This window comes from Bacteroides sp. BFG-606 (assembly GCF_024788145.1).
GTDB classification, from domain to species: Bacteria; Bacteroidota; Bacteroidia; order Bacteroidales; family Bacteroidaceae; genus Bacteroides; species Bacteroides vicugnae.
In genome coordinates this window covers 5685198-5698772 of sequence record NZ_JANUIL010000001.1, presented here as the reverse complement: position 1 = coordinate 5698772, position 13575 = coordinate 5685198, and the positions used below count along the sequence as shown (strand labels likewise).

Sequence of the window (13575 nt, the reverse complement as noted above, 5' to 3'; positions counted from 1 at the left end):
AGACTAGCTTAATAAAATACGTTGCTCGATACCGATTTCCTGAATGAAATAATCGTCGTGTGAGATTACAATTACAGTACCCGTATAGTTCTTGATGGTAGCAGTAATGATTTCAATACTCTGTATATCCAGATTGTTGGTCGGTTCATCCAGAATAAACATATCGGGAGTATTATTGCTAATCATCAGGCAGCAGAAAGCAAGACGCATTTTCTCACCGCCGCTAAGTTTCCGGCAGGATTTATCCCATTCGGAAGCAGGGAATAAATAACGGTTCAGAATGGTCTTTATTTCATGCTCCGGCAGGTTCCGGTTATTGAAAGCGTAAGCCTGTTCCAGAATACTGTTCCGGTTGTCGATGATAGAATATTCCTGATTCAGATAAACATAGGTAAATTCCATTCGCGTCAGGTTTCCTTCCTGTGGCTGGAACTGTCCGGTGATTAGCTTCAAAAGAGTTGTTTTCCCACTGCCGTTGGCCCCTTCTATACGGAGGCGGTCTCCACTCTTTAGTTGGAAGCTGATAGGGGTTTGCCAGAGTTGCTGTTTGAAATCGCTATTGTCCTGAATATCATTACTGTCCGGACTGGGATGATTACCTGTATCAGCAAGATTTGCTTCATTATTCATCTGAATATGACTGTTGATTGAATTGGGATGATAACCGAAGTTAATCTCTTTTGCTGTCACCAATATCTTTCCGGTGTGGAGCGAGGAACTATTAAAATCGGTTTTTAATGTAGCGGTTGGGGAGAGCGAACTTCGAAGCTGGTTGCGTTCGTCTGTTAACTTCTCGGCTTTCTCCTGATGGGTGCTGTTAAGTTTGCTGGTACTCTTTTCTGATTTTCCTTGAAGCGCATTGAACACAATACGAGGAACTCCCTTTTTAATATGATTCTTTTCTCCACGCACATTTTGTTTGTCCCTGCGTTCGGCCGTTTCGCGTGCCACTTTGTGGGCAATGCGCAGTGCCTTCTCTTTTTCTTCAATACGTTGCTGCAATGCTTCCTGCATCAGCGTTTTTTGTTCTTTATAGAATTCATAATTTCCTCCATAGTAATTGATTTGATGCTTTTCCAGTTCGCATATTTCGGGGAGAAGATTAAGCAGAGTGCGGTCATGACTTACAACTAACAGTGTGGAGCGGCATTTCTCTACCCAGTCGTATAAACGTTGTCTGCCGGAAGAATCGAGGTGATTGGTCGGTTCATCCATAAGTATGACAGGTGGGTGATGGATGTCCATACCTGCCAGAAATACACGGGTCTTTTCACCTCCGCTAAGCAAATTCATCGGGTAAGATAGAGTAAACTGTCCTAGCCCCCATAAATCGAGAGCGGCAATGGAACGTTTTTCAATATTCCAGTCATCATCCAGGACGACGAAATTTTCGTTTGAGGCATCTCCTGACAGGATAGCATGTAGGGCTTGTTGCTTACGCTCTATCCGGAGTGCCTGGGCGATGGTTAATGAATCATATTGCCCGAAATGTTGCGGGATATAATATAGGGCATCCGGGCGGACAATGACACCGGAAAAGGGTGAAAGTTGACCGGCAATAATTTGCAGCAAAGTAGATTTGCCGCAGCCATTGTTACCGACTAATCCCAGTTTTTGGCCTTTGCTGATGGCGAAATTGAGATCACTGAATAATACTTCTTTATCCGGATGGATATAGCTGATTTGTTGAATACTTATAGACATAATGATCTATTGGGTTTGAGGTTGGAAATAGCGTGAAGGAAAATCACAGGATAGGGGAACGACAAACACAATACTGGCTAAACAACACGGATTTCGTGATGCTTAACAAAATAGAAAAAGCATATAAGAAAAGTGATGTTTACTTAGAAGTGTTGTCTTACTTACTAATTCTCATTGCGGTAGGTATATAGTTTAACTTGGTTGCAAAGATAACACTTTCTGTTAGATTTCACTCTGTTGAGGTAGAAAAAGAATAAGATTCATTTATTTAGAGGCTCTGTTTGCCTCATTCAGAGCCTCTGATTACTCCAAATACAGCCTCTGTTTGTCTTGTTCAGAGGCTGTATTTTAGGAGTGATTTATATTCTGCCTTATTCTTATACATCAAATAGTTGATTTAATCCCTCACTCATACTGGGATGTGTGAAGATAAAATCACGTAAGAATGTAGACGGTTGTCCCGTTTTCATAGCCATAGCTACGGTATTGATGATTTCCGAAGCATCGGCACAAAATAGTGTACAGCCCATAATTTTCCCGTTATGATTATTGATGATGGCTTTTAACATACCATCTGTCTGCTGTAGTGTACGGGTGCGGACGATGGAAGTAGCCGGTAGCCGGGAAACCTTAAATGAGTATCCTCTTTTTAACGCCTCTTCTTCACTGATTCCGATATGTGCCAACGGTGGATCAATAAATACTGCATACTGAACTGGATCACGGTCTCCGATATCACGTTTCTTATCACCGAAGAGCTGGTCACGGATAATCCGGAAATCATCCAGTGAGACATAAGTAAATTGCGACCCGCCTTTCACATCTCCCATTGCCCATATATGAGGAACAGTGGTACGCAACTGATCGTTTACTATAATAGCTCCGTGCGCATCGACTCCTACGCCTGCTGCTTGCAAATTTAATCCTTCAATCATCGGTTTACGTCCCGTTGCGATGAGAATGGCATCTCCGTCCACATAATAAGGAGTACCGTCGGATACGTCCGAGTAAGTCAGTGTCACTCCGTCACTGGTATCATGGACGGACTGTGCGCGGGTGTTCAGGTGGATTTCAATACCTTTTTTATCCATAACTTCTTTGACGCTGTTTGCAATGTCCCGATCTTCACGAGGCATAAATTTGTTTCCTCCTTCGAGTATCGTCACTTTGCTACCGAATCCGGCATACATAGAAGCAAATTCCAGTCCGATATATCCTCCGCCTATGATAATCAAGTGATGGGGAAGGACGTTTAAATCCAGAAGCGTACTACTGGTATATACATGCTGGCTGTGCTGAATACCGTCTATTGCCGGAATGATAGGAGTAGAGCCTGTATTGATAAATATCTCTTTACCTTGCAGTTCGATGTCCCCTTCCGGAAGCGCTACTTTTATGGTATTGGAAGATACGAAAGAGCCCGTTCCGGTGTAAATAGTTACATTGGGACGCTTGTTTAGTCTTTCGTAATTATCATTTCTAAGAAAAGAGGTGAGACGGTTCTTCCGGCCGATGGCTTGTTTGTACATATTCGCCTGTTTGGGAAAATCGTCATGGTAGAGCAAGGCGGAAACCTCGGCTTCATGCACCAGCATTTTGGTTGGAATACAGGCTATGTTCGGACAGGTTCCTCCATACATCATGTTGGAACGTTCCACGATGGCAACTTGCCATCCGCGGTTGGAAAGTTCGGCAGCCAGGGTCTTTCCTGCCTTGCCGAATCCTATTATTATTGCATCATATTGTTTCATAACTTCTTTTTATTAACGATTCGTATGAGACTATATAACAGTCTGAAAATACGATTTGTTCCGTAATCTCAAGAAGTTAGCACTTTCTGCAAAAGGGGATTAGCTCTTTTTAAGTGTTTTGAGTACGCGTTGTGACGAGTCGGATAATAACACTACGGCACTGGCTAAAATCACAATGTCTTTAATCACCAATCGCCCTGCGCCGGATAGTAATGGGAAGCCGAATTCTCCGCTTCCCAGATCGGGAACCCAGACTTCCGGGGTGGTGACGAGAAAAGAAAGTGTTCCCAGCGTCATGATAATAGCAAGAGCGTCACCTGCCAGTCCCACTTTCGGGAAAAAGATGCCTAGGAATACCAGTATGCCGATGCTCATAATAAGAGCTCCCAGTCCGTAGGAGAAAGTATAAGTACGGTTTGCTTCGTGCCATGCACGATTCTCCGGGACGAAAGCGCCTTCCGCATTTTTATGTTCTTTGTATTCAGGCGCATCTTTAGCATAGAAGAAGCTCATGAAAGGGCTGTTGGCTACGAACGGAACAATCCCGTCGGCTTCATAATGGAAATACTTCAATCCGCCTATCCATACAAATACTACCAAGATGGCCACGCGGATAAATTGGATACCGAAACCTTTTAGACTTGAAGTGAAGGTCAGTAAAGCGATAAATTTCTCTTTCATTTTGTTGGGGTTTTAATGAGTTTATCTAACGTTGCAAAGATCGTTCATTCCCCATACTCCTCAAATAGCAATACTTCCGTATGCCTTATCAATTTTTCCCTTCCTGCGTATTTCTGAATTGTACGGCGCTCTGTCCGGTCATATTTTTGAAGAAACGGCTGAAAGAAGCCTGGTCTTCAAATCCCAGAATATCGGCAATTTCTTTGGCACTTTTGTTGCTGTAAAGCAAAAGGCGTTTGGCTTCCGCTTCCACCCGTTCGTGGATTACCCGGAGTGGTGATGGTAGTTTGCAGGTTGAAAAGATGTTCGATAGTGTCTTGGGAGATTTGTGCAGCATATCGGCATAATCCTGTACTTGCTTCTTCGTCCGGTAATGCTCGTCAACCAAGTTATAGTATTGGCGGACAATCTCGAAACCGGATTCTTTTTCACGGGTGATATTCATGCGATGACGTGCAATGCGGGTACATTGAATGATGAAGCGTTTCAGCAGAATGCGTAGCATCTCTTCCTGCAGGCTGTCGGAAACGGTAAATTCGTTTTCCAGTGCTTCGGTAATGGTGTCGAGCTCTTTGCGTTCTTTTTCATTCAGGGTAAAACGGATCAGGTGAGAAGAACCGTTGAACAGGAAACCGCTACACGACACTTCATGGTCGTTGCCATAGATGCAATAGAAGTTACTGTTGAACAGCAAAGTCAGATATTCACCGTCAATCGATTTAAATTCGAGGTGTTGCAGATGAGTGAGTGAAATCACTTCATCTTTGGTAAGCATCATTTCCTGATGGTCGATTTCTACTGTGATGCTTCCGCTGCGTACCCATATAAATTTATAAAGCCCCTTTTCTTTTTGCAGTGCTTTTTCTGTCAGATAAGAGTCTGTAAGTGCGAGTGTCCCTTTTAGTTTCGTGTGATATTGTTGTAACATAGTTAGTCCTCCATTGCTGATGCGTCAAATGATAGCGGTAGTAGGTCGCTTATACTTTTTACTTCGTAGATACATTCTTTGCCATACAATAGGATACGGATGGGTTGTTTGTAACGCTTTTCCGTTTCCAGAATCACTTGCCGGCAAGCGCCGCAGGGGGGAATCGGTTGGTCGATGAAATCTTTTTCCGTTCGTGCCGCAATGGCAAGAGTGACAACCGGCTGGTCGGGATATTGGGAATTGGCATAGAATAAGGTAGTGCGTTCCGCACAAAGTCCCGATGGATAGGCGGCATTCTCCTGATTGGTTCCTGTCACAACAGTTCCGTTGCCCAATAGCGCAGCGGCACCTACGGAGAAATGGGAATACGGAGAATAACTACGAGCTGTTGCCTCCATGGCAGTCTGCATAAGTGCCCGATCGGCCTCATTCAACTCATCATATTGATATACTTTAATAATAGCGGTAATTGTGAGGTCTCTCATATACGTCAGGGTATTGGTTTCTACAATTAATGTTACAAAGTTAGGAAAGAGATTGATAATCCCAATTATTTTTCGGATTTTTAAAGTATACTGAAAAAGAGATTATTATAAACACAGGTTCTCTATACTTGTTCTTCTTGCCATTGTTGTAGAACAATGCAAATATAATATAAATTATCATTTGTGTAAATCCAACTTGCATATATCTCTATTTTTTATGTGGATTTTTTTGTATGTTTGCATACAAATAAAAAAATGTAAGCCTATGAAGTATTAAAATTTAGAAGACATATTAAATAAAAAGCGTTAGCTTTCACTCTTGCTTTTCGAAATCGCCAAATTGAAAAAAAGTACCCAAGCAGTTGAAGTTAATGCTCACGTCGTATATGGCGTGGGCTTTACTTTCATTTGGGTATGATAGTGTTTGGCGATACTAGAAAAGCAGATGATAAAGTTTAGTCCACGTTTTTTATTGTCTATTTTTTCGAATGATTTGGGACTAAAATTGAAAACTTTTAATTAATAGTAATTTATAGAAAATATGATGATAAATAAATATACACGTGTTATATTATTGCTAATTACATCTTTTAGTTTTAGTGGTTGTGTTGTGTCTAAAGTTGTAGGTGAATCCAATCAAGAGACCTTTATTGGGATAAGTGTATTATTTGTGTTTTTTATTATACTAGGTCGTATTGGAGAGGAATTTGCAATGGTAACTGGTAGCTATGAAGAAACTAATAACATCTATGATGATTCAGGGCGAAAAATAGGAGAAGTTGGTACTGGAAACTGGAGAAGTTTTAACCCAAAACAACTAAAAGGTGAATCATATTCAGATTATGTACAAAGAGTAAAAGATATGGATTATGAAGGTAGAGCAAAATGGGGTAATGGAGCTTTTCTTATTCCAATTTTAGTGATTGGTGTATTATGGATGATAATGAATATGGATGAAGGGCTAACATCTTATAAAAATCTAAATGTTTTTTTGGCAATATTATCTATAATTCTAGCAGGTCTTATAGGATTTATTGTGTCTATAAAATTATGGAAACCAATTAAATTATTTAGGAAATGGAGTGGAGTTATAATTGTTTTATGGCTTGTTTTTGAATTTATTATGTATCTTTTTTCTAAATAGCATATATATTATAGTGCCTATTTTATGTAGGCACTATAATATTATATAAGTAGTTTTTTTATATCAATAGTGTTTGTTTTTGTGGCTTTTAGTTTTTGATATAATTTTCTATATGGTTGCATAGCTCGGTTTATTGATGTATTTTTAGCGATGTATTTTCTAATAATAATTTCAACTTTTTGAAGGTCATAATCACATTGTTTAAGTAATATACTCCTTTCATATTCATGTAATGATATTACCGAAGTATTTTCTTCTATATTAATACAATTTACAGCTTCGTTAATAATACTTAAAATAGGATTTGCTACAGAATATAAGACACTCTTTAAGTTGTTATTTGAAATTTGAAGAAATTTTCTTATTTGTCCTACGGTGTTTATATTAAGCTCAAAGCGTATTTTGTTATGAAAGTATGCTATTATTTCTTCTTTATTTTTTAATAACCTAAGATACTCTATATTGGTTGATTTTTCTAGCTCTTTTTGCTTATTATAGATTGTTAATCTCTTTTTATATCGTGCAGTAGAAACTACATTTTCAATAGATATTCCGTTTTTATATTCTTTGTAAATCCACTTCTTATAATTGATTATATTCTCTTTTATATATTGGATTATTTGAGGGAAATTTTTAATTTGAATATCTTTGGTGATATCACATTTAAGAATATTAGAATCTAATATTATACTTTTAATATCTAAATTGCAAATCTCTAAATTATTGATGTTTGAAAGACATGTTTCTATGTTTTTGTAATTTATAAGTTCAGTATAATTTTCTAATAGAATCTTAGATGTAAATTCTAATATTAAAGATTGTTTTGTATAATCTATTATTATAATGAGACTATATGGTATCATTTGTTTGTATTTACAATATATTAAATTATCACTTTTATAATGGTTGATGAAATAATCTTTTTTGATATTGTTAATGTACTTTATATTTGTTATTATTTTAATTTTATCGAAACATAACATTGTATTTTATTATTAAGTAAGGATTATTAATCTTGCAGTGTAACAAGTTTTGTTACTTTGACAAGTAGTAACATTAAGTGGGCATTTCTTTTAAGAAACATTTTCTTCTTCCTGCTTACTAGGAATGGTTTTCCAATATTCTTTCATGGATTTTGAAATTGCTCTTTTGTGTTCTTCACTTTTAGGTTGATTTTTCAAACTCTGACTAATTTTTCGCTTAGTTCCTTCTCCTAATTCTCGATACTTTCTTTTTCCCATATTTCTTTTTTTATATAAATAGTTGATTAAGTAGAAAAGTAAAGTATAGTAGGTATATAATTTTTGTTTATATTTGATGAAGCAAACAGTACGCTGTTATATTGAGGTTATAATAATTTAATTATAGAGTATATAGTTACATATATTGATTTCTTCTGTTTTACTATACGTGTCATTATTTTCTCATGAAATCTCCTGGATTGTCTTTTAAATGTTTAATATATAATGATTTATTATTGAAAATAATATGAATTTATATTATTTAATATATGTAAGATACAGCTGTTTTTATGTGCTAATTATATATGTTGTATTCATTTTATTAGTGTATTCAAATAAATCAGGAAATATATATAAATACATATATAATATGTATTCAAAAAAATCTTTGTATTATTTGAATATATCTAAGGTAAATATTATCTTTGCAGAGTATTATAATAGATTATGAATATATGAAAGCAATAATTTATGCACGTGTTAGTTCTGTCACAGAACGTCAAACAACAGAACGTCAAATTTCTGATTTAAAATCTTATGCAAAATATTCTAAAATGGAGATTGTTAATGTCTTTGAAGAAAGAATATCGGGCGCAAAACGAAATCAGGAACGTCCTGTTCTTATTCAAGCTTTAGAGTATTGTAGAAAAGAGCATATTGATATGATATTAGTTTCAGAGCTAAGTCGGTTAGGGCGAAATTCCTTTGAAGTATTAGCTGTTATTAAGAGCTTGGTAGATGATAAGATAAATCTATATATTGAAAAAGAAAAATTTGTCTTATTGGATGATAAAAAACAACCTTCTATATTTGCTCCTATTATGATTGCTACTCTTGCAACTTGTGCACAGCTTGAACGAGAAAATATAAAATATAGGTTAGATAGTGGTCGAAAATTATATATTGAAAAAGGGGGTATTTTAGGGCGAAAAAAAGGAAGTTTTAAAACTATGGAACAAAAGAAAGAGGAATATAAAGATGTTATTAGAATGTTAAAACAAGGATATTCACTGCGTAATATATCTAAATTGACAAACTGTTCTTTATCTACAGTTCAGCGAGTGAAAAAAGAATTTATATAAAGAAAAAGGGGATTTTACTCCCCTTCTTCTTTTATTTCAACTTTATCATATGTCTCTATTATTTTTTTTATCTTTTTTATTATATCGTTAGGACTTTCTCCTTTTTTATATTTGTCCAGCTCTTTGTGAGCATTATCTAACTCTTCCCATAATTTTTTGATAGGAACATCTTCAAGTTTAATTTTCCGTTCTTTAATCTTGCTGTAATAAGTTTCTGCTATTCTACCCATATAATTAAAATTTTAAATGATTTTGCAAAGATATAAAAATAGATTAGATAATGAACTATTCAGCTTTGTTAATTGCTTCTTTATATAGTTCTTGTATTGCATTTACCTTTTCAAATAATGTTTTTTCTCTTGTATTATATATTTCTTTAACAGTTTTTATATCAATCCCTGCGTCAAGTAATTTGGACTCATATTTATAACTCATTAATCTATGTAATGTCTCAATGTCATAAATATTTTGAAACTCATATGCAGGTGCGCCTAACATGGTCAAAACCTCTTTTGCTTCATCTATCGCATCTTGAATAAACTTTTTTTTCGCTTCATCTATTAGCTTATCAATAGTTGCTGAACTAAATTCTATATTTGGTGATTTTTCCCTTATCTCTTTTTCAATTTCTCTATCTATTCGTTTTTCAATAAAAATGCCATCTCCGTTTTTTATATATGTATTAAGGCTGTTTTCTGTGGTGTGTCCACTTTGTCTTTGCGTGTCTATTTTTGCCACTCCTGCGGCTATAGAATTGGTAACAAAACTTCTTCTACTTGTATGTGTAGCAACTAGTTCCCAGCGTTCTTTGTTAATTTCATGTATTTCATGACCTCTTTGTTCAATTATTTTTTCACGCCCTGTTATACCTGCTTCTTTCGCAATAATTTTTATATCTCTGTCACACTTGTAGATGTCAATATTGGGTAATTTGAAATCATATTTTTCGAGAATTTCTAGTGCTTGTGGATGAAGTAAAATCTCTGCTGATTTCCCTGTTTTTTTTTGCTTTATGACACAATACTTTTTTCCTTTATATTCTTTTATTATATCTTTTGTTATTTGTTGGATATCGCTGAATCTTTGTCCTGTGTAGTATTGGAAAATAAATAGGTCTCTTATTTGCTCTTTATCCCCATTTAATTTTAATTCTATCATAGCCTTTATTTCGCTTTCTTTTAGGACAATTTGATTCTCTCTACCTCTTAAATCTTTTTCAAATTCGTACAAGAGAATCCGATTTTTCCTAAGGTCTATCAATCCTTCTTTTTCAGCACTTTTTGCGTACTCTATAATTTTTTTTATTTTTTGATTTCGAGTGCTAACTTCGTCATATTTACCTTGTCTATTAATTTTTGTTTTGAGGAACTCTCTATACGATATTAATAATTCTAAAGTGAATTTCTCCCAATTATCAAGATATATATTATTAATTTCAAGATATTCTTTGAATGATTTTAATATTCTGTATTCTGTTAATTTAGAGCTTTCTTTTATTGTTTTTTCCTCTAACCTTCTATATATCCAATGTAAAGGTTCTTTTTCTTTATTTGTCTTTTTACTCATAGTGACTTTATAAATGTGTTTCTTTATGATATCTACTTTCTGATTTAGTGAGATTATATTTTGACAAAGATAACTTTTTGCTTCATGAAAAGCAACAATACACTCATTTAATTTATTGTTGACTATTGTATTGTTATGATTATCTAATTCTGTCAAATGAGGGCTTATAATAGCTTTCTGTTGTTTGTAGTTCCATTGTTGAGGGTATATCTTAACGTTAGTACTTATTTTGATTCTAATACCACTTATATTAATGACCAAGTATATAATAGTTGGTTTGTTTAATTTGCTCTGTCGTAAATTAAAATACATTTTTATAGCCTCATCCAAAAAAATTGTTGGTTCTCCATTTTTGTTCTCTGATTAAGTTTTCCCTTTTGGTTCTTTTTGTTCTACAGAGATGGCGGGAAAGAAGAGTGGTATTCTCTTAAATACCTGTTAACCAATATTCGTGAAAAATCTTTTTTACTTTCAATTATTTTTCGGATTTTTGTGCCATCTAATCCACATCTGAACTAAAATGGAGAATAAACTGTATAGACTTATCTTTTTAACTGTTGTTTTCTTCTTTGCCGTAGGAGTGCAGGCACAGAAACGGAATGCCCGTTACATCGAATATATAAATAAGTATAGTGATCTGGCTGTTGAACAGATGAAGCTTCATAAAATTCCGGCCAGTATCACGTTGGCGCAGGGATTGCTGGAAAGCGGTGCCGGATACAGTCAGTTGGCACGAAAGAGCAACAATCATTTTGGTATTAAGTGTGGAAGTAGTTGGCGGGGGCGTACCGTTCGTCACGATGATGATGCACGCAACGAATGTTTCCGTGCCTATAGCCATCCTCGTGATTCTTACGAAGATCATTCTGACTTCCTTAGAAGAGGTGCCCGTTATGCCTTTCTTTTCAAACTGGATATCACAGACTATAAAGGATGGGCCCGTGGACTGAAAAAAAGCTGGATACGCCACAGATCCGTCCTATGCTAACCGTCTGATTACGATTATCGAAGATTATGATCTGTATAAATATGACCGTAAAGGTGTATACTCGGAACGGAAACTGAGAAAGAATCCTTGGTTGATGAGTCCGCATCAGGTATATATTGCTAATGATATAGCCTATGTTGTAGCCCGCAACGGTGATACCTTTAAAGATTTAGGTAACGAATTTGACATTAGTTGGAAGAAACTGGTGAAGTATAACGATCTGCAGCGCGATTATACGTTAGTAGAGGGAGATATCATCTATCTGAAGAGCAAGAAGAAAAAGGCTTCCAAACCTTATACCGTATACATTGTGAAAGATGGAGATTCTATGCATGGTATCTCTCAAAAATATGGTATCCGCCTCAAAAATCTTTATAAGATGAATCGTAAGGACGGCGAATATGTTCCTGAAATCGGAGATAGATTGCGCCTGCGGTAGGGACACATATAGAGTGTTTTTTTGTTCGCCACCGATGAATAAATCCGGCTTTTTTTTCTTTCTTCGTAAAAGTTTTGCCTTTCGAAAACTTAATGGTTCATTCATGTGTTATTATTCTTGATAAAACATGATTGTAATATGAGTCTTAACATTGCAAAAAATAATAAGAAACGTGTCGTTATAGTAGGCGGTGGTTTCGGTGGCTTGAAATTGGCTAACAAGCTGAAAAAGTCAGGCTTCCAAGTTGTATTGATAGATAAGAACAACTATCATCAGTTTCCCCCTTTGATTTATCAGGTGGCTTCGGCCGGTATGGAACCAACTTCCATATCTTTCCCTTTTCGTAAAATATTCCAGCGCCGGAAAGATTTCTATTTCCGTATGGCAGAAGTACGTGCCATTTTCCCGGAAAAGAATATGATACAGACTTCCATCGGAAAAGCAGAATATGATTATCTGGTGTTGGCTGCAGGAACTACAACCAACTTTTTCGGTAATAAACATATTGAAGAAGAAGCCATGCCGATGAAAAACGTTTCGGAAGCAATGGGGTTGAGAAATGCTCTTCTTGCGAATCTGGAACGTGCCTTAACTTGCTCAACCAAACAGGAGCAACAAGAGTTGATGAATATCGTTATTGTGGGAGGTGGAGCAACCGGAATAGAGGTAGCCGGAATACTTTCCGAAATGAAGAAATTTGTCCTGCCAAAAGATTATCCTGATATGCCGAGTAGCTTGATGCATATATATCTGATTGAGGCCGGGCCGCGACTGCTTGCCGGAATGTCGGAAGAATCTTCCGCTCATGCCGAACAGTTTCTCCGTGAAATGGGGGGTAAATATCCTGTTGAATAAACGTGTTGTGGACTATCGTGACCATAAAGTGGTACTCGAAGATGGTACGGAGATTGCTACGCGCACTTTTATTTGGGTGAGTGGTGTTACCGGAGTGACTATCGGCAACATGGATCCTTCGTTGATAGGACGTGGCGGACGTATTAAAGTTGATTCGTTCAACCGTGTGGAGGGAATGAGCAATGTGTTTGCTATTGGTGACCAATGTATTCAGGTTGCTGATGAAGATTATCCGAACGGACATCCTCAATTGGCGCAAGTCGCTATTCAGCAAGGAGAACTGCTGGCAAAGAATCTGATTCGTATGGAGAAAGGACGGGAAATGAAACCTTTCCATTATCGTAATCTGGGGTCGATGGCGACTGTAGGACGTAATCGTGCCGTGGCAGAGTTTAGTAAAGTAAAAATGCAGGGATGGTTTGCCTGGGTGATGTGGCTGGTTGTTCATCTGCGCTCTATTCTTGGGGTACGTAATAAGGTTATTGTACTCTTGAATTGGGTATGGAATTATTTCACTTACGATCAGTCTATGCGTATGATTGTCTACGCCCGTAAAGCAAAAGAGATTCGTGATCGTGAAAAGCTGGAAGAGACTACGCATTGGGGAAAAGAACAAGTACAAGAGGAAAAGAACCCCTCTATTACATCATCATCCAAGTAGACAGACCTCCTGTCGGCAGGATGATAGATTTTATTCTGAACGGTAAATTC

The 13575-nt window shown here is 36.5% G+C and carries 11 protein-coding genes and 2 pseudogenes; 4 read left to right on the top strand and 9 right to left on the bottom strand.

The genetic code is table 11. The features are described 5' to 3' along the window. Window positions 1-3 precede the first annotated feature (3 nt). From NXV01_RS22055 to cdd, 5 genes are all read right to left on the bottom strand, one after another. On the bottom strand, window positions 4-1704 hold the full coding sequence (locus tag NXV01_RS22055; protein ID WP_259023242.1) for an ABC-F family ATP-binding cassette domain-containing protein: 1701 nt from the start codon (window positions 1702-1704) through the stop codon (window positions 4-6). A 377-nt stretch (window positions 1705-2081) separates the two neighbouring features. Next, window positions 2082-3455 (bottom strand): FAD-dependent oxidoreductase, encoded by a 1374-nt coding sequence (locus NXV01_RS22050; protein WP_195649421.1) that lies wholly within the window; start codon window positions 3453-3455, stop codon window positions 2082-2084. 99 nt (window positions 3456-3554) lie between these two features. Continuing rightward, a complete protein-coding gene (locus NXV01_RS22045; RefSeq protein ID WP_195649422.1) occupies window positions 3555-4136 on the bottom strand; it encodes a DUF417 family protein in 582 nt (193 codons plus the stop codon). An 88-nt stretch (window positions 4137-4224) separates the two neighbouring features. Then, on the bottom strand, window positions 4225-5064 hold the full coding sequence (locus NXV01_RS22040; RefSeq protein WP_004300715.1) for an AraC family transcriptional regulator: 840 nt from the start codon (window positions 5062-5064) through the stop codon (window positions 4225-4227). Window positions 5065-5066: 2 nt separating this feature from the next. After that, window positions 5067-5549, bottom strand: coding sequence for a cytidine deaminase (gene cdd, locus NXV01_RS22035; protein WP_148364822.1), 483 nt, complete (start codon window positions 5547-5549; stop codon window positions 5067-5069). Between the two features lie 541 nt (window positions 5550-6090). On the opposite strand from cdd, the gene NXV01_RS22030 reads away from it, so the two are divergent. Continuing rightward, window positions 6091-6693: a DUF4407 domain-containing protein gene (locus tag NXV01_RS22030; protein ID WP_259023241.1), complete on the top strand. Its 603-nt coding sequence runs from the start codon at window positions 6091-6093 to the stop codon at window positions 6691-6693. Window positions 6694-6734: 41 nt separating this feature from the next. Here the strand turns inward: NXV01_RS22030 and NXV01_RS22025 are convergent, their stop codons facing one another. After that, on the bottom strand, window positions 6735-7556 hold the full coding sequence (locus tag NXV01_RS22025; protein WP_259023240.1) for a hypothetical protein: 822 nt from the start codon (window positions 7554-7556) through the stop codon (window positions 6735-6737). A gap of 210 nt (window positions 7557-7766) precedes the next feature. Next, entirely contained in the window at window positions 7767-7934 is a 168-nt protein-coding gene (locus NXV01_RS22020; protein WP_259023239.1) for a hypothetical protein, read from the bottom strand. A 455-nt stretch (window positions 7935-8389) separates the two neighbouring features. Between NXV01_RS22020 and NXV01_RS22015 the strand changes: the two genes are divergently transcribed. Continuing rightward, a complete protein-coding gene (locus NXV01_RS22015) occupies window positions 8390-9016 on the top strand; it encodes a recombinase family protein (RefSeq protein ID WP_259023238.1) in 627 nt (208 codons plus the stop codon). Between the two features lie 14 nt (window positions 9017-9030). Here NXV01_RS22015 and NXV01_RS22010 read toward each other — a convergent pair whose 3' ends face one another. Then, window positions 9031-9246 carry a hypothetical protein gene (locus tag NXV01_RS22010; protein WP_259023237.1) on the bottom strand — a complete coding sequence of 72 codons (216 nt, stop codon included), beginning with the start codon at window positions 9244-9246 and terminating at the stop codon, window positions 9031-9033. A gap of 55 nt (window positions 9247-9301) precedes the next feature. After that, window positions 9302-10912 (bottom strand): tyrosine-type recombinase/integrase, encoded by a 1611-nt coding sequence (locus NXV01_RS22005; protein WP_259023236.1) that lies wholly within the window; start codon window positions 10910-10912, stop codon window positions 9302-9304. 190 nt (window positions 10913-11102) lie between these two features. On the opposite strand from NXV01_RS22005, the pseudogene NXV01_RS22000 reads away from it, so the two are divergent. Together NXV01_RS22000 and NXV01_RS21995 are read left to right on the top strand one after the other, a co-directional pair. Further along, window positions 11103-12009, top strand: a pseudogene (locus NXV01_RS22000) (glucosaminidase domain-containing protein). Between the two features lie 138 nt (window positions 12010-12147). Continuing rightward, window positions 12148-13525 (top strand): annotated as a pseudogene (locus tag NXV01_RS21995) (NAD(P)/FAD-dependent oxidoreductase). Window positions 13526-13575 lie beyond the last annotated feature (50 nt).